The organism is Jeotgalibacillus proteolyticus, from assembly GCF_050107735.1.
GTDB classification, from domain to species: domain Bacteria; phylum Bacillota; class Bacilli; order Bacillales; family Jeotgalibacillaceae; genus Jeotgalibacillus; species Jeotgalibacillus proteolyticus_A.
In genome coordinates, this window is sequence record NZ_JBNILO010000014.1 from 1 (window position 1) to 15,854 (window position 15,854).

A 15,854-nucleotide genomic window follows, 5' to 3' on the forward strand; every position below is an offset into this window, starting at 1 on the left:
CAAATCAGAACATTGCTTTCAGAAGAAAAAACAGGGAAAATCTACGGAAGACGGAAGATTGACGTAGAACCAGTTTTTGGATTTCTGAAGGCTAATTTAGGTTTCACCCGATTATCTGTCCGTGGAAGATCGGGTGAAAAACGAGTTGGGGTTTGCGCTTATGGCGGTGAATTTAAGAAAATTCGCCGCCATAAGCGCAAAATGACCTAGCAGCAAAACAAAAAAACAGAAGAAAAAGGCATCGCACATCAAAAATGATGTGCGGTGCCTTTTGAGTTATGAATTTTAGCTAGTTATGTCCCAGCCTCGTTGTAATAACGTGTTTGTGCGGTGAAAAATGATTACTTCCACTCCACCTGAATATGAGATAAAGAGGAAACAAGATGATCTGATGTGGCAGCAAGCGTTTCCCGTAAACTTTCCTGCTCATGAACCGAGACACTTTTACACCCGGCAGATCGTGCCATCATGGAATCCACAACACTGTCCCCGATCATAAGCAGTTCAGAAGGAGGGATTGTGAAGTTTCGGCATACCTTTTCAAGCATATCCGGAGAAGGCTTTCCATGCTGAACGTCAGCAGGCGTTACTACAAAATCGATTTTCCGGTCAAAGCCGAGAAGTTTCAGACACTCGTTCGTACGGTCTTGCAGATCAGATGTTACGATCCCCACTACATAGCCTGCATGCTTTAAATCGTTTAGCAGCTCCACAGCACCCGGTGTAGGAATAAAACAGGCTGAAATATCCAGCGCCTTATTGCTTTCTTCCATCAATCTGACAGCAAGTGCCATAGACGTAATCCATGGGTTTTTTGTCAGCTGATAAAGAAGCGCTGTAATTGCAATGCGTTCTTCCTGCTCTCCAGCGATCGCGAGGAGACCCTGATGATCGACAGTATCTCCATTAACTCCCATCATCCGGTCCCACGCCCCCGCGTGCTCAGATCCTGCTATATCTATAAAACGTTTTTTTCTTTCCTTATTTAAAGCCAGCCAAAATGGCTCTGCCTGAAACAGCGTCCCATCTTTATCAAATGCAACAACAGAAGAAGAAACTACTTCCCCATTAACCTTAATTGACCTTTCCTTCATCTCAGAACCACTCCCATCTGAACAAGATACCCCTATTATGGACTCAAATCGACAGGTTTTCTATTATTATGTTGCGTTAAAGGACCAAAGGGGCCTGGCCCCTTTGGTCCTTTAACGTAAAAAAGAATAAAAAAATAACGGCGCAATGGCCGTTATTTTTGTTCCTGCAAAAAGCTTGTTACTTGCTCGGGTGATTTGGCATTTGCTGAATGCAGGTGAGCCGTTTTTTCGCCATTCTGGAAGATCAGAAGGCTTGGGATACCCATGACATCGTGTGATTCTGCGATTTCAGGGAGCTCATCTTTGTTTAATGTGTACCATGAATATTGATTGTATTCTTCCACGATATCATCAATAAACATATCCATTCTTCTGCAGTCCGGACACCAGTCTGCTGTAAATTTAACAATGACAGGCTCGCTGCCTGCGATGACTTTTTTAAACGTATCGGTATTTTTAATTCCTTGCATATTCATCCCTCCATACCATCGATCATAATATGTTTTTCTCAAAAGATCAAAACACAGGTTTTGGCGGGTGAAATATTTAAAACAGTCTGTTCATACGATGACTAAAGAAAATTAAACCGCATAAAAATTGTGACAACTGCAAATAATTTGGTGATAATGATTCTCAAAGTCATTGACGAATTGTCGTTTGTACTCTAGACTAAAAAGAGAAACGTATACAGTCGTCCGATTTGCGAAGGAACTTCCTGAAGGAGTCATGTGCACTTACAGGAGAGACAAAGGAGATATCAGAGTATGCTTAAGACTCAAACGTTAACGTTAGGATATGGAGATTCCATTATTATAGAAGAGTTAGATTTAACGATTCCCAAGGGTGAAATTTCTGTTTTAATCGGCGGAAATGGATGCGGGAAATCCACATTGCTTCGTTCAATGGCTCGATTGCTGAAGCCGCAAAACGGAGAGGTTATGTTAAACGGCAAAGAAATTAACCGTTACTCAACCCGCAAGGTTGCACAGGAGATGGCCATTTTGCCTCAATCCCCGACAGCACCAGAAGGTCTAACCGTATTGCAGCTTGTTAAACAAGGAAGATATCCATATCAGGGCTTTCTTCAGCAATGGTCCAAAGATGACGAAGACAGCGTTCAGCGTGCACTTCAAGCAACTCGTATGGAAGAATTTCAGGACCGGTTTGTCGATGAACTATCGGGAGGACAGCGCCAGCGTGCATGGATTGCGATGACGCTTGCCCAGGATACAGATATTATTCTGCTTGATGAACCGACTACTTATTTAGATATGACCCATCAAATTGAAATTCTGGATTTGCTGTTTGAATTAAATGAAAATGAAAACCGTACGATCGTCATGGTGCTGCATGATTTGAATCTTGCCTGTCGCTATGCACACAATCTAATTGCTGTAAAAGACCGGACTGTCTTCAAACAGGGAAAACCGGAGGAAGTCATCAGCTGTGATATGGTTAAGCATGTTTTTCAAATGCATTGCCAGGTGACAACTGATCCATTGTTTGGAACACCGCTGTGCATTCCTCACGGCAAAGGACGCTGCATTGTCCAGCAGGCAAAAGTGGCTGCTGTTGAAGCCGTGGGCCAGTAAGTATAAACACAAACCGTCTCTTCATGGACGGTTTTTATTTTTAATTTATTTGTAAAAATAAATGAGAAATGAAGGGGAGATGACCGTGGAAACAAAGGAATTAAGTGAGCAGCTGCAAGCGATGATCGACAAATATACTGAGCTGCTAACTGGAGAAAATTCAAAGGAATCGGTTGAAAAAGTACAGCAGTGGATTATGTACAACCATATTGCAAAGCAAATGCCTGCGCTCGCCAAGCACTGGAATTCCCTTTATCCTGAAGGAAAAGAGGAAATGAAAAAAGTAGTGTTGGACATTCAAAAGAAAAATAAAGAGCTGAAAGCAAAAGAAGCTGAGTCTAATGAAGAAAATAGCTGAGAATTTCAGCTGGAATTTTACTGAAATGGCATAAATTCTTAGTAATAGGTGAGTAGAGCGGAAGGTGGTGACTCCAGCAGGATTTGACGGCAAGCTGAGACTATACAGGGCAAGGCCCTGGATGGCTCAGTGCCGTCCCTGCGGAAAGCGTGCGCCTGAAGCGCAGCGACCGGTTAAAGAGCTTGGGCCACTTTTGTCCCAAGCTCTTTTTAAAAGGCTTACTTACTCATTAATGGACGGGCAGCTTGGTCAGATCGGCTGAAGCTATTTGAGCAGTTTTTTGAAGCGCTTGCGGCGTCTCCGGTGTAGGGTTATACCAGCCCTGCTGCTTCATCATGTCATACAACTTATGCTGCTGGGCTTGAGTTTCACGGCAAATGGTTGAGATCAGATCAAACAAAGGCTGCGTGCTTGCTTCATTCAAAGCTGTACTATAGGCAACACTTAAATGCTTTTCTAAAATAAGAACATCCGTCGCCCAATCCTGCTCAGTCATATTGGCTGGCGTTTGCATGCCTCCGCCTGTTTGCGTAGTTGTTTGCTGCATAAATAAAGTCCTCCCTTATTGCACTTGGCCAGAGGCCTGCGTGTTGGATGTTAAGAAATTCGTAATGGTTTGAAAATGCTTTGAATGCATTTGGCAGGCAGCCTCGAGCTCCGCTTTTACTTGCGGTGTCTGGCACTGGGATGCTGCATAATGTGTTTTCTTAGCCGCCAGCAGATTCCAAGCTAAAAGGTCTTCCACGTACAATGCGTCTTTAGTAGAAAGAGACTGATTTTGCATAAATATAAAAACCTCCTTTAGTGATCTCTCTTACGTTCTCCTATATATGTGAATTTATACGCACGATGTTATATTCAAATCTTATTAGTAATGATAGAATAAGAATGATTCGTGTAACGATTTCTTATTTTCTGAATACAGAGAGCGCTTGCAGGATGATTTTTGCTATCAGGAGGTTTGTCTATCATGGAACGAGTGATGCGCGATTTCTTTTTGTTCCTGTCAAAGAACAGGCCAATGACCAAGGTTGCAAAGCAATACGGCCTTCGTTTTGGCGCCGCAAGATTTGTCGCCGGAGAAACGGTGGAACAAGCGGTGGAATCCATTCAAACACTTAATAAAGAAGGGCTTTGCGTCACGCTGGATTGTCTCGGGGAATTCGTGGACAATGAAAAAGAAGCAGGCGAAATGACAGAGCTATGCATAGAAGCCGTTCAGGCAATTGGTGCTCACAAGCTGGATTCACAGCTTTCCTTAAAGCTGACTTCAATGGGACTTGATTTATCTGAAGAAGTAGCCCTCGAAAATATGCGGAGAATTATGGATGCAGCTGTTGAAAACAATGTGTTTGTAACGATTGACATGGAGGATTACGAGCGCTGTCAAAAAACATTGAATTTATTTAAGCAGCTGAAGGGCGAGTACGAAAATATTGGGACAGTAATTCAAGCTTACTTATACCGTACTGAAGGGGATATTGCCGATTTAAACAGTTTCTCCCCAAATTTACGCCTTGTAAAGGGAGCTTACAAGGAATCTCCTGAAGTAGCATTTCCGGAAAAGAAAGATGTAGATGACAACTTTAAGAAAATCATTAAAGCGCATTTGCTTAACGGAAATTACACCGCAATTGCGACTCATGACGACCAAATCATTGACTATACAAAAAATCTGGTGAAGGAACATCAAATTCCGCATGAACAGTTTGAATTTCAAATGCTGTATGGAATTTGTGAGGACCGTCAGAGAGACCTTCACAACGAGGGCTTTAAAATGCGTGTGTACATGCCGTTTGGTACAGACTGGTACGGCTACTTTATGAGGCGGCTGGCAGAACGGCCGGCGAATGTAGCTTTTGTGGCCCGAGGGATATTTAATAAATAAAAGAAGTCGGCTGATTTGATCAGCCGATAATTTTTTGAAAATTTCAAGTTCTCTTATTGCGAAATGCTGGTAAATCTATTATCATAGAAGAGTAAACAATTTCATCTTTTTTTTATCCAAAAAATGAATGAGGATTCATTCAAAAAGTCTTCAAAAGGAGGAAACTGATTTGGTCAGACAAATTCAGAAAGCGGCAGTCATTGGTTCCGGCGTCATGGGATCGGGAATTGCAGCTCACTTAGCGAATATTGGAATTCCCTCAATTTTGCTCGATATTGTTCCAAAGGAGCTGTCAGAGCAGGAGAAGGCAAAGGGGCTCTCATTAGAAGATAAAGCGGTGCGCAACCGTCTCAGTGCATCAGCAATTCAAAAACTGTTTAAGCAAAAACCGGCACCCCTATCAACAAAAGAAAATGCAGCCCTGATTGAATCGGGAAATCTGGAGGACGATCTTTCCCGATTAAATGAGGCTGACTGGATTATAGAAGTGGTAGTTGAAAACCTGGATGTGAAAAAGAAGGTTTTTGAGCAAGTCGAGCAGTACAGAAAAGAGGGCAGCATTGTCAGCTCCAATACATCCGGAATTTCAATTGAAGCCATGGTGGAAGGGCGCTCTGAAGAGTTTAAAAAGAATTTTCTTGGAACTCATTTTTTCAACCCTCCCCGCTACTTGAAGCTCCTGGAGGTAATTCCGACATCCCATACCGATGAGAAGATTGTCAATTTCATGAAGGAATTCGGGGAAGATACACTGGGAAAAGGCGTCGTACTGGCAAAGGATACGCCAAACTTTATCGCTAACCGGATCGGAACGTACGGTCTTCTTGTCACTGTGCAGGAAATGCTGAAGGGCAGCTACTCAGTGGGTGAAGTGGACTCTGTTACCGGACCTCTGATCGGTCGTCCAAAAAGTGCAACCTTCCGAACTCTAGATGTTGTCGGACTGGATACTTTTATTCATGTAGCAAAAAATGTGTATGATCAGGTGGAGGGTGAAGAAAAGAACGTGTTTGATGTTCCGGACTTTATGCTGCAAATGCGTGATAAAGGCTGGCTCGGAAGCAAATCAGGCCAGGGCTTTTTCCGAAAAGAAGGCAAAACGATCCTCGAACTGAACCCATCCTCTATGGAATATCAGGAACGCGGCAAGCTGCGGGCGCCATCACTAGAGATTGCGAAGCAGGAAAAAGGATTAAACAATAAAATGAAAGCGCTTGTATATGCACAAGACCGTGCAGGAGAACTGCTGTGGTCCATCTTATCCCCTGTGCTTCTCTATTCAGCCAGGCTTCACGGTGAAATTGCAGATGATATCGTCTCTATCGACCGTGCAATGAAATGGGGATTCGGCTGGGAAAAAGGTCCGTTTGAAACATGGGATGCGATCGGCATCGAACGGTCTGTCTCCCGTATGAAAGAAGAGGGCCATGCGGTTCCTGAGTGGATAGAAGAAATGCTTGCCCAGGGTCACACTGCTTTTTATAAAGAAGAAGGCGATTTGTTCTACTACCATAATGGCAGTTACAAGCTTGTGGAAGAGAATGAAAAAGCAATCAATCTGAAACGCTGGAAAAAGAAAAATGGTGTAATTAAGAAAAATACCGGAGCCAGCTTGATCGATCTTGGTGATGGTGCAGCGCTGCTTGAATTCCATTCGCCAAGCAATGCAATCGGGATGGACATTATTCAAATGATTAATTTTGCAGTAGATGAAGTTTCAAAGAATTATAAAGGTCTGGTGATTGGGAATCAGGGCAAAAATTTCTGCGTAGGCGCAAACCTCGGAATGATTTTAATGGAGGCTCAGGACGATAACGTATTTGAAATCGAAATGGTCGTGAAACAATTCCAGCAGGCAATGATGCGGTTAAAATATAGCCCATTCCCGGTGGTTGCAGCCCCATTTGGCATGACGCTTGGCGGAGGGGCAGAGGTTTGTCTCCCGGCTGACCATATTCAGGCCTCTCCGGAAACGTATATGGGACTGGTAGAAGTCGGTGTCGGACTCATTCCAGGAGGCGGAGGAAACAAGGAGCTTTACTTAAACTATCTTAACAGTCTGCCTAAAGGGGTTGAGTTTGATCTCCAGAAGGTAGCCAATACTGTATTTGAAATGATCGCAATGGCCAAGGTATCCACATCCGGCGCTGAAGCAAGAGACAATCATTTTCTGACGTCAGCCGATGCAATCAGCTCAAACGGAGACCATCTGCTTTATGACGCAAAACAGGCAGTTCTTCATTTGGCGCAAAATTATGCTGCTCCGATCAAACGGAAAGTGCCTGTAGTCGGGGAAACCGGGTATGCCACGCTGCTGCTCGGTGCTCAAACGATGTACCATTCCGGCTTTATTTCCGAGCATGATTTGAAGATTGCGAGAAAGCTTGCTTACGTGATTGCTGGAGGGAAAGTGCCTTTTGGAACGGAAGTCGACGAAGAGTATTTGCTTAAGCTTGAACGGGAAGCTTTTCTAAGTTTGGTTCAGGAGCCGAAGTCTCAAATGAGAATGCAGCATATGCTTGTTAAAGGCAAGCCTCTGCGCAACTGATATCTATATTCTCTCTGACGCCAGTCCGCTGTTGAAGAAGATTAATTATCGGTGCCTGTTGACTTAAGGCAGCAAATGATCCATTTTTTCAACAGCAGGAGGAACAGAGTTAAATGTAAAGGGGGAGCACAATGCGTGAAGCAGTAATTGTAGCTGGTGCAAGAACACCAGTTGGTAAAGCGAAAAAAGGATCTTTAGCTACTGTGCGTCCGGACGATTTAGGTGCACTCGCGGTAAGAGAAACGCTTAAGCGGGCAGGAAATTATGATGGGAATATTGATGATCTGATCATCGGCTGTGCGATGCCTGAAGCTGAACAAGGGATGAACATGGCAAGAAATATTGGGGCATTGGCGGGTCTTTCCCACACTGTACCTGCGATTACGGTCAATCGATATTGCTCATCCGGACTTCAGACCATTGCTTACGGGGCGGAAAGAATTATGCTGGGCCATTCAGATACAGTCATCGCAGGCGGCGCTGAATCTATGAGTCTTGTACCGATGATGGGACACACCGTGCGGCCGAATATCCGTCTTGCAGAAGAAATGCCCGAATATTATATGAGCATGGGGCATACAGCTGAAGAGGTTGCCAAAAAATACGGGATCACCCGTGAGGAGCAGGACGCCTTCGCTGTATGGAGCCACCAGAAAGCTGCAAAAGCGTTGGCAGAAGGCAAGTATAAGGATGAGATTGTGCCGGTTGATGTGACATTGCGAAATGTTGATGGAAAACATCAGCTCAACGAAAGAACATTTTCATTTTCCCAGGATGAAGGCGTGCGGCCTGATTCGACCGTAGAATCTCTGAGCAAATTGCGTCCCGCATTTTCCCGCACCGGAACTGTAACAGCAGGAAATGCATCCCAGACAAGTGACGGGGCAGCAGCTGTGATGGTGATGGATCGTGAAAAAGCAGAATCCTTAGGCTTAAAGCCCATCGCGAAGTTCAGGTCCTTTGCTGTCGGAGGAGTTCCGCCTGAAATTATGGGAATCGGTCCTGTAGAAGCTGTTCCTAAAGCGCTTAAGCTTGCAGGCCTGTCACTATCAGACATAGACCTGTTCGAATTAAATGAAGCCTTTGCTTCACAAGCCATTCAGGTGATCAGACAGCTCGGTTTAAATGAGGAAATCGTAAACGTTAACGGCGGAGGAATTGCTCTCGGGCACCCGCTCGGCTGTACAGGAGCAAAGCTGACATTATCCCTTCTGCATGAATTAAAGCGCAGAAATCAGCAATTTGGTGTGGTGACAATGTGCATCGGCGGAGGAATGGGAGCAGCAGGCGTATTTGAAATGATTCAATAAAGACGAACGAAAAGGGAAAAGGGAGGAACCAGTGATGACAAACGAAACAACATCCGTTATTAAAGGCGGTAGTTTTTTAATTGAGGATATAGAGGCAATCCGCATGTTTACACCTGAGGACTACACAGATGAACAGAAGATGATTGCCAAAACGACAGAGGATTATGTGCTGAACGAAGTGGTGCCGCAGGTGGAGCATATTGAAAATCATGAGTTTGACCGCTCTGTTAAACTTTTGAAGTCAGCAGGAGATCTTGGTCTGTTAGGAGCAGATGTGCCGGAGGAATACGGCGGGCTGGGACTTGATAAAGTAAGCTCTGCATTGATTGCTGAAAGAATGTCACGGGCAGGAGGCTTTTCAATTACGCACGGTGCACATGTAGGTATCGGTTCACTTCCAATCGTTCTTTTCGGAAATGAAGACCAGAAGCAGAAGTATCTTCCGGCACTTGCCACTGGAGAAAAAATTGCTGCCTATGCTCTGACAGAGCCTGGTTCCGGGTCAGATGCACTTGGTGCAAAAACGGTGGCAAAGCTTAATGAGGCAGGTACCCATTATGTCCTGAATGGTGAGAAACAATGGATTACCAATGCAGGCTTTGCTGATGTGTTTGTCGTCTACGCTAAAATAGACGGAGAGCATTTTTCCACCTTTATCATAGAACGAGATTTCCCTGGCGTTTCAGTTGGAGCAGAAGAAAAGAAAATGGGGATCAAAAGCTCTTCAACGCGCACATTGATTTTATCTGATGCAGAGGTGCCGGTTGAAAACCTTCTTGGGGATGCTGGAAAAGGGCATGTCATTGCGTTTAATATCCTGAATATCGGCCGCTACAAGCTGGGAGTTGGTACAGTTGGCGCTTCAAAACGCGCACTTGAGCTGGCAGTTAAATATACCAACGAGCGCCAGCAATTTAAAACGCCTATTTCATCATTTAACTTAACAAAAGAAAAATTGGCGACGATGGGTGCAAAACTATATGCAACTGAAAGCTCAGTCTACCGGACTGTTGGACTATTTGAAGACCGCATGAGCCAGCTCTCTGATGAAGAGATTAAAAACGGCACGGAAGTAGCTAAATCAATCGCTGAATATGCGATTGAATGTTCGTTAAATAAAGTGTTTGGAACAGAAACACTCGATTACATCGCGGATGAAGCGGTTCAACTGCATGGTGGTTACGGTTTCATGCAGGAGTACGAAGTTGAGCGCATTTATCGTGATTCACGCATTAACCGGATATTCGAAGGCACGAACGAAATCAACCGTCTTCTTGTTCCAGGCACGTATTTGCGAAAAGCGATGAAAGGCGAGCTGCCTCTTTTCCAAAAAGCGCAGGCCCTTCAGGAAGAATTGATGACGATGATGCCGGAAGAAATCAGTGATGAGCCGTTAGCGCAAGAAGTTTATCTTGTGAAAAATGCGAAAAAGATCGGTCTGCTGGCTGCCGGACTGGCAGCACAAAAATATGGCAAGGCGCTCGAAGCAGAGCAGGAAGTCCTTGTAAATATTGCGGATATCGTGTCTCTCGCCTATGCGATGGAATCTGCATTACTGCGTACGCAAAAAGCCGTTGAAAAAACCGGGCTTGAAAAAAATAAGCAAAAAATCCTTTACACTCAGATTTTCTGTCAGGAAGCGTTCAATGAAATTGAAGGGCATGCCAAAGAAACCGTTATTGCAGTTGAGAGCGGAGACACACTGCGCATGATGCTGTCAGCTCTTCGCAAGTTTACACGCTACACACCAGTGAATTTAATTCCGGTGAAGCGTGAAGCAGCAGCAAAACTGATTGATGTTGAAAAATTTGTAGTATAATTAATCGTTCAAACACCCTGTAAAGATCCGCATCTAACGGATTTTGCAGGGTTTTTTCATCTTAATAATAAGTAAAAATCATTTGATAAAAAGCATGTAAATTGACAGATCAAAGTCGATTGCTGTACTATATGTTCAAACGTTTAAACATTTAAACTGAAAATTATTAAACTGACTAAAAACAATGGAAAAGAGGAATGGAATCATGACTGTACTCATTACAGGAGCGTCAAGTGGAATCGGAGAATCTCTCGCAATCAAATATGCCGAGGCAGGAGAAGATCTTGTACTCGCTGCAAGAAGCATCGAGCGTTTACATCAACAAAAAGCTGAACTTTCTCAAAAATATGGAGTCCAAATTGCGGTGTTTGAGAGCGATCTATCCCTTGAGGGGTCTGCTCAGAAGCTTTATAAGCAAATTAGCGATAACGGCTTAAAAATTCATACGTTGATAAATAATGCAGGGGTGGGTCTGTTCGGTGAATTTCATATAACAGAGCTGGCGAAGGAAGAAGCAATGATCCAACTGAATATTACTTCTTTAACGGCGCTTACAAAACTGTTCGGTAAAGACATGATTCAAAGCGGAAAAGGCAGGATTTTAAATGTAGCTTCGGTTGCGGCCTATTTTCCCGGACCACTAATGGCTGTTTATTACGCTTCAAAAGCCTATGTGAAATCCTTTAGCCTCGCTTTATCCAATGAATGGAAAGATCTGGGCGTTCAAGTGTCGGTTCTTTGCCCCGGAGCCACAAGCACAGGCTTTAAGGATGCTGCTGAGCTGGACGAATCCAAGCTGTTTCAAAAGAAGATTATGTCTGCAGAAGAAGTGGCAAATGAAGCGTTTGAACAGTTTCATAAGGGTAAGGAAGAAATTATTCCTGGTGCGATGAACCGTATTCAAACACGTTTTGGTTCTATGGTTTCAAGTAAAACCGCTGCTGCGATTGTAAGGAAAACACAGGAAAGAGTATAATAAGGTCAGAAGAATTGAGGTGAGGTGCCATGGGAGAACAGGCCCTGGAGAAACTGCGTGCATGTATTCCTTTATTTCAAGCATTGAGTGATACCTGCCGTCAGGACATCATCCTGCTGCTGACGAAAAATGATACGTTAACAGTAAATGAAATTACATCTGAGCTTACATTATCTCGTCCTGCCGTTTCACACCATTTGAAAATACTGCGGGAACAAGGGATACTGAAGATGGAGCAGCAAGGGACGCAGCGTTATTATTCATTGGCTTTTGAAGACGCAATAGATCAGTTGAAGCAATTAATCATTACTGTGGAGGACAGATGCTATTAGTTTTCTCCAGTGATTAAAATAAAAGATGAGGTGAATGTATTGTCCATTACTTTTTATTCGTATCCAAAATGCGGAACATGCAGAAAAGCTAAAAAATGGCTTGAAGAATCTGGAACTTCATTTGAGGAAGTTCATTTGATCGAGGCCCCTCCTTCCAAAGAAGAACTGAAAGAGCTTTACAATAAAAGTGGATTGGATCTTAAAAAGTTTTTTAATACAAGCGGCATGAAGTACAGGGAGCTGGGACTTAAAGATCGTCTTGGCGACATGAGCGACGATGAAAAACTTGAGCTCCTCGCATCAGACGGCATGCTGATTAAACGTCCGCTTACAACAGATGGTCAGCATGTAACGGTTGGCTTCAAAGAAGCTGAATTTGAGCAATACTGGAAGTAACAATCCGGGATAAACATTTCTTGTGTTAAGGCGTTGAATATGCAAAAATTAAACTGTAAAGAACGCAGATTGAAAGTGGAGGGAATAATATGAGTTCACCAAAAGAATTACGTTATTCAGAAGAACATGAGTGGGTAAAAGTAGAGGACAACAAAGCACGCATTGGCATCACTTCTTTTGCACAGTCTGAACTTGGCGATATTGTATTTGTTGAGCTTCCTGAAGTAGGCGACGTGCTGAAATCTGACGAGCCTTTTGGCAGTGTTGAATCGGTTAAAACCGTTTCCGAGCTTTATGCACCAGTCAGCGGCAAGGTTGTAGAAGTCAACGAAGAATTAAGCGACAGCCCTGAATTTGTCAACGAATCTCCATTTGAAAAAGCCTGGATGGTGGTTGTGGAACTGGACAACCCAAGTGAAGTAGATGAGCTGATGACTGCTGAAAAATACGATGAAATGACGAATGAAGACTGAGCAATACATAGTCAGGCCGCTGGACGTGCACGTTAACGGACAGCGGCTTTATTTATCCTTTTTACCTTTAAACTGCTGTGCCATTAAACCGTCTACATCGGCTTTAACAGGAATGAAAAGCGCATGGTCAGACGCCTTTTTTCAATTGCTGGTGTTTGCATTTCACAAAGAAACAAGCGAAAATAAAAGAAGTATCATATACTACTTTAATCAATTCATTGTGTTGTGAACTGGCCATTATGGATGATAGGGTGTGAGGCAGGATGGATGATGGGTATGAGAAGGTCATCATTGTCGAAGGTACGTCTGATAAAAGAAAGGTGCTGCCGATTATTCGTGAACCGGTAGACATTATTTGCACGAACGGCACCATCAGTTTTTCAAGAATGGATGAATTAATTGACCAGCTTACAAATCGGGATGTGTATATTTTAGTGGACGCAGATGAAGCGGGTGAAAAACTCCGAAAACAGTTTAAACGTGAATTCCCCGATGCGGAACATCTTTATATTGACCGTGCTTACAGAGAAGTGGCTACTACGCCATCGAATTTTTTAGCTTCTCTGCTGCTGAGTGCAAATATTGATATTAATACTGAGTATTTGGAAAAAAGGATGAATATATAAATGATACAGGAATGGAATTTTGAGCAGCTGAAGGCCGAGCTTGACCGCAATGCCCACACTGCTCTTTATCTTTATACTCCCATGTGCGGAACCTGCAAGCTTGCAGGGCGCATGCTTGAAATTACCGCTTCAACGCTTCCGGGCTACAGCATTGGAAAAGCGGATTTGAATTATGTAGAATCACTTGCTGAAACGTATCAAATTGAAAGTGTCCCGTGCCTGCTTATTTGGAAAAACGGTGAGTTTGAAGAAAAGCTTTACAAATTCGAATCGGTGCCAAATCTATTTGAGCGATTGCAAAGCCATCTGTAAACCGGGTGGCTTTTTATTTTGATGTCGCGCCATAAACGATTTTCACTCTTTTTTATTTGACTGAAAGTGAGTGTGCTATTAAAGAAATCTTTTTGTTGACACTTATTTTGAAATCGTGATAATATGATTCTCGTACTGAAAGCGCCATGATTCGACATCAGGTGCAGCGAACTGAATAACACGAATACTCTTATATAGAGCGGTGGAGGGATGTGCCCGATGAAACCCGGCAACCAGCAGTCATTCTTGACTGGAAAGGTGCCAATTCACACAGGTTAAACCTGGGATATGAGAGAAGGGACAATATATTTTTGCGCCTTTCTGCTCCTATTTGCAGAAAGGCGCTTTTGTTTTATCCTGACCTACTAAAATGGGCACACTGCAAGATGAAAGTGATTAAAGAAAAGAAAGAAGGTGATGGCGTGATTACCATCTCAAATGTAAAGAAGCTGTTTAAAACAAAAAGCGGGTCGTTAACGGCTGTGAATGATGTAAATCTTACTATTAAAGAGGGAGAGATCTTTGGTGTGATCGGCTACAGTGGAGCAGGGAAAAGCACCTTGATCCGCATGCTGAACGGACTCGAGTCCCCAACGTCAGGAACAGTGGATGTGAACGGCAAACTGGTTTCCAATATTAAAGGCGGTGAGCTGCGAAAGGCGCGCCAGAAAATCAGCATGATCTTTCAGCACTTTAATTTATTATGGTCCAGAACAGTCCGGGAAAATATTTCGTTTCCCCTTGAAATTGCGGGTGTAGGAAAAAAAGAGAGGGATCAGCGGGTCGATGAATTAATCGAGCTGGTCGGACTTAGTGGACGCGGAGACGCCTATCCTGCTCAGCTAAGCGGCGGTCAAAAGCAGAGAGTGGGAATTGCCCGCGCACTTGCAAACGAACCGGAAGTTCTGTTATGCGATGAGGCAACTTCCGCATTAGATCCCCAGACTACCGATGCCATACTGGAATTACTGGTGGATATCAATAAACGGATGGGATTGACCATCGTACTGATCACTCATGAGATGCATGTTATACGAAAAATCTGCCATCGGGTAGCCGTGATGGAAGATGGCCGTGTGGTTGAATTAGGTGATGTTCTTGACGTATTCAAACAGCCGAAAGAAGCCATCACGAAGCGCTTCGTCCAGCAGGTGACAGAACCTGAAGAAACGAAGGAAACCATCGAACAGCTGGTAAAAGAGTTTAAGGATGGCAAGGTGATTAAACTGACATTTGTCGGTGAATCTGCAGAGCAGCCTGTGATCACTAATCTTATTCGCTCATTTGATTTGCAGGTCAATATTCTTCAGGGGAAAATATCACAGACACAAAACGGAGCCTACGGGTCGTTGTTTATACACGTAAATGGTCCAGTCAATGAAGTAAAGAAAGCGGTAGATTTTCTGCATTCCGCAAAAGTAGGAGTGGAGGTGATCTCATATGATTGAACAGCTGTTTCCAAATGTAGAATGGCCGACCATGTGGGAGGCAACCTACGAAACCATTTATATGACCGTGATTTCAGTCGCTTTTACATTTATTGCAGGGCTTCTTCTCGGCTTGCTGCTTTTTCTGACATCTAAGAATAATATTTGGGAAAATCGGGCAGTCTATACGGTCACCAGCATCATCGTCAATGTTTTCAGGTCTATACCATTCATTATTTTAATTGTCCTGCTTATTCCGTTCACCCGCGCTATGCTCGGAACGATCAGGGGAGCGGATGCAGCATTGCCAGCTTTAATAATCGGAGCTGCTCCATTCTACGCAAGGATGGTTGAAATTGCGCTTCGTGAAATTGATAAAGGCGTCATTGAAGCAGCAAGGTCCATGGGAGCGAAGGTTTCTACTATTATAAGTAAAGTTCTCATCAGAGAATCGCTTCCGGCTCTTGTGTCCGGCATCACAGTAACAGCGATTGCGCTTGTTGGATATACCGCAATGGCAGGTGTTATTGGGGCTGGCGGCCTCGGGAATCTTGCTTTCTTAGAAGGTTTTCAGCGGAGCAGGGACGACGTGACACTTGCAGCCACTATTATTATTTTGATCATTGTATTTATCATTCAATTTCTTGGTGATTTCTTCACACGGAAACTGGATAAAAGATAAGTTTAAAAAAAGGGAGAGAGT

At 43.7% G+C, this 15,854-nt stretch carries 18 protein-coding genes, 1 pseudogene and 1 riboswitch; of the genes and pseudogenes, 15 read left to right on the forward strand and 4 right to left on the reverse strand.

Annotated features, from left to right (window positions below; genetic code table 11):
* Positions 1–205, forward strand: a pseudogene (locus ACQCT8_RS16965) (transposase); the annotation flags it as partial.
* Positions 206–341: 136 nt separating this feature from the next.
* On the opposite strand, the gene ACQCT8_RS16970 reads toward ACQCT8_RS16965, so the two are convergent.
* Positions 342–1,094: an HAD family hydrolase gene (locus ACQCT8_RS16970; RefSeq protein ID WP_426873099.1), complete on the reverse strand. Its 753-nt coding sequence runs from the start codon at positions 1,092–1,094 to the stop codon at positions 342–344.
* A 152-nt stretch (positions 1,095–1,246) separates the two neighbouring features.
* On the reverse strand, positions 1,247–1,564 hold the full coding sequence (locus ACQCT8_RS16975) for a thioredoxin family protein (protein ID WP_426873101.1): 318 nt from the start codon (positions 1,562–1,564) through the stop codon (positions 1,247–1,249).
* Positions 1,565–1,858: 294 nt separating this feature from the next.
* Here ACQCT8_RS16975 and ACQCT8_RS16980 point away from each other — a divergent pair, with 294 nt between their 5' ends.
* Both ACQCT8_RS16980 and ACQCT8_RS16985 read left to right on the forward strand, forming a co-directional pair.
* Positions 1,859–2,686 carry an ABC transporter ATP-binding protein gene (locus tag ACQCT8_RS16980; protein WP_278240410.1) on the forward strand — a complete coding sequence of 276 codons (828 nt, stop codon included), beginning with the start codon at positions 1,859–1,861 and terminating at the stop codon, positions 2,684–2,686.
* A gap of 85 nt (positions 2,687–2,771) precedes the next feature.
* Positions 2,772–3,044: a DUF2573 family protein gene (locus tag ACQCT8_RS16985; RefSeq protein WP_426873104.1), complete on the forward strand. Its 273-nt coding sequence runs from the start codon at positions 2,772–2,774 to the stop codon at positions 3,042–3,044.
* A 229-nt stretch (positions 3,045–3,273) separates the two neighbouring features.
* Here ACQCT8_RS16985 and ACQCT8_RS16990 read toward each other — a convergent pair whose 3' ends face one another.
* Both ACQCT8_RS16990 and ACQCT8_RS16995 read right to left on the reverse strand, forming a co-directional pair.
* A complete protein-coding gene (locus ACQCT8_RS16990; protein ID WP_426873106.1) occupies positions 3,274–3,591 on the reverse strand; it encodes a spore coat protein in 318 nt (105 codons plus the stop codon).
* Positions 3,592–3,606: 15 nt separating this feature from the next.
* Entirely contained in the window at positions 3,607–3,828 is a 222-nt protein-coding gene (locus tag ACQCT8_RS16995) for a hypothetical protein (RefSeq protein ID WP_426873108.1), read from the reverse strand.
* Between the two features lie 186 nt (positions 3,829–4,014).
* On the opposite strand from ACQCT8_RS16995, the gene ACQCT8_RS17000 reads away from it, so the two are divergent.
* The 12 genes from ACQCT8_RS17000 (at position 4,015) to ACQCT8_RS17055 (ending at position 15,833) form a co-directional block, all read left to right on the forward strand.
* A complete protein-coding gene (locus ACQCT8_RS17000) occupies positions 4,015–4,932 on the forward strand; it encodes a proline dehydrogenase family protein (RefSeq protein ID WP_426873110.1) in 918 nt (305 codons plus the stop codon).
* A gap of 127 nt (positions 4,933–5,059) precedes the next feature.
* Entirely contained in the window at positions 5,060–7,480 is a 2,421-nt protein-coding gene (locus tag ACQCT8_RS17005; protein WP_426873112.1) for a 3-hydroxyacyl-CoA dehydrogenase NAD-binding domain-containing protein, read from the forward strand.
* Positions 7,481–7,611: 131 nt separating this feature from the next.
* Positions 7,612–8,790, forward strand: a complete 1,179-nt coding sequence (locus tag ACQCT8_RS17010) for an acetyl-CoA C-acetyltransferase (protein WP_426873114.1) — start codon at positions 7,612–7,614, stop codon at positions 8,788–8,790.
* Between the two features lie 34 nt (positions 8,791–8,824).
* Positions 8,825–10,609: an acyl-CoA dehydrogenase family protein gene (locus ACQCT8_RS17015; protein ID WP_426873116.1), complete on the forward strand. Its 1,785-nt coding sequence runs from the start codon at positions 8,825–8,827 to the stop codon at positions 10,607–10,609.
* Between the two features lie 205 nt (positions 10,610–10,814).
* Positions 10,815–11,585, forward strand: a complete 771-nt coding sequence (locus ACQCT8_RS17020; RefSeq protein ID WP_426873118.1) for an SDR family NAD(P)-dependent oxidoreductase — start codon at positions 10,815–10,817, stop codon at positions 11,583–11,585.
* Positions 11,586–11,614: 29 nt separating this feature from the next.
* Complete coding sequence (locus ACQCT8_RS17025; protein WP_426873120.1) at positions 11,615–11,917, forward strand: ArsR/SmtB family transcription factor; 303 nt, start codon at positions 11,615–11,617, stop codon at positions 11,915–11,917.
* A 39-nt stretch (positions 11,918–11,956) separates the two neighbouring features.
* On the forward strand, positions 11,957–12,313 hold the full coding sequence (locus tag ACQCT8_RS17030) for an arsenate reductase family protein (protein ID WP_426873122.1): 357 nt from the start codon (positions 11,957–11,959) through the stop codon (positions 12,311–12,313).
* A gap of 89 nt (positions 12,314–12,402) precedes the next feature.
* Positions 12,403–12,786: a glycine cleavage system protein GcvH gene (gcvH, locus tag ACQCT8_RS17035; RefSeq protein ID WP_426873124.1), complete on the forward strand. Its 384-nt coding sequence runs from the start codon at positions 12,403–12,405 to the stop codon at positions 12,784–12,786.
* 263 nt (positions 12,787–13,049) lie between these two features.
* Positions 13,050–13,412: a toprim domain-containing protein gene (locus ACQCT8_RS17040; protein WP_278240421.1), complete on the forward strand. Its 363-nt coding sequence runs from the start codon at positions 13,050–13,052 to the stop codon at positions 13,410–13,412.
* Positions 13,413–13,724 carry a thioredoxin family protein gene (locus ACQCT8_RS17045; RefSeq protein ID WP_426873127.1) on the forward strand — a complete coding sequence of 104 codons (312 nt, stop codon included), beginning with the start codon at positions 13,413–13,415 and terminating at the stop codon, positions 13,722–13,724.
* A 187-nt stretch (positions 13,725–13,911) separates the two neighbouring features.
* Positions 13,912–14,019: riboswitch (SAM riboswitch) on the forward strand.
* Positions 14,020–14,146: 127 nt separating this feature from the next.
* Positions 14,147–15,172 carry a methionine ABC transporter ATP-binding protein gene (locus ACQCT8_RS17050; RefSeq protein WP_426873250.1) on the forward strand — a complete coding sequence of 342 codons (1,026 nt, stop codon included), beginning with the start codon at positions 14,147–14,149 and terminating at the stop codon, positions 15,170–15,172.
* Positions 15,165–15,833 carry a methionine ABC transporter permease gene (locus tag ACQCT8_RS17055; RefSeq protein WP_426873129.1) on the forward strand — a complete coding sequence of 223 codons (669 nt, stop codon included), beginning with the start codon at positions 15,165–15,167 and terminating at the stop codon, positions 15,831–15,833. The genes ACQCT8_RS17050 and ACQCT8_RS17055 overlap by 8 nt, the downstream gene beginning before the upstream one ends.
* Positions 15,834–15,854 lie beyond the last annotated feature (21 nt).

Bases quoted from the DNA above. Each gene is read 5' to 3' on its own strand.
- ACQCT8_RS16975 (WP_426873101.1), bottom strand. From the start codon at position 1,564: ATGCAAGGAATTAAAAATACCGATACGTTTAAAAAAGTCATCGCAGGC.
- ACQCT8_RS16970 (WP_426873099.1), bottom strand. From the start codon at position 1,094: ATGAAGGAAAGGTCAATTAAGGTTAATGGGGAAGTAGTTTCTTCTTCT.
- ACQCT8_RS17025 (WP_426873120.1), top strand. From the start codon at position 11,615: ATGGGAGAACAGGCCCTGGAGAAACTGCGTGCATGTATTCCTTTATTT.
- ACQCT8_RS17040 (WP_278240421.1), top strand. From the start codon at position 13,050: ATGGATGATGGGTATGAGAAGGTCATCATTGTCGAAGGTACGTCTGAT.
- ACQCT8_RS17005 (WP_426873112.1), top strand. From the start codon at position 5,060: ATGAGGATTCATTCAAAAAGTCTTCAAAAGGAGGAAACTGATTTGGTC.
- ACQCT8_RS17010 (WP_426873114.1), top strand. From the start codon at position 7,612: ATGCGTGAAGCAGTAATTGTAGCTGGTGCAAGAACACCAGTTGGTAAA.
- ACQCT8_RS17020 (WP_426873118.1), top strand. From the start codon at position 10,815: ATGACTGTACTCATTACAGGAGCGTCAAGTGGAATCGGAGAATCTCTC.
- ACQCT8_RS17015 (WP_426873116.1), top strand. From the start codon at position 8,825: ATGACAAACGAAACAACATCCGTTATTAAAGGCGGTAGTTTTTTAATT.
- ACQCT8_RS17045 (WP_426873127.1), top strand. From the start codon at position 13,413: ATGATACAGGAATGGAATTTTGAGCAGCTGAAGGCCGAGCTTGACCGC.
- ACQCT8_RS17055 (WP_426873129.1), top strand. From the start codon at position 15,165: ATGATTGAACAGCTGTTTCCAAATGTAGAATGGCCGACCATGTGGGAG.
- ACQCT8_RS17000 (WP_426873110.1), top strand. From the start codon at position 4,015: ATGGAACGAGTGATGCGCGATTTCTTTTTGTTCCTGTCAAAGAACAGG.
- ACQCT8_RS16995 (WP_426873108.1), bottom strand. From the start codon at position 3,828: ATGCAAAATCAGTCTCTTTCTACTAAAGACGCATTGTACGTGGAAGAC.
- ACQCT8_RS16990 (WP_426873106.1), bottom strand. From the start codon at position 3,591: ATGCAGCAAACAACTACGCAAACAGGCGGAGGCATGCAAACGCCAGCC.
- ACQCT8_RS16980 (WP_278240410.1), top strand. From the start codon at position 1,859: ATGCTTAAGACTCAAACGTTAACGTTAGGATATGGAGATTCCATTATT.
- gcvH (WP_426873124.1), top strand. From the start codon at position 12,403: ATGAGTTCACCAAAAGAATTACGTTATTCAGAAGAACATGAGTGGGTA.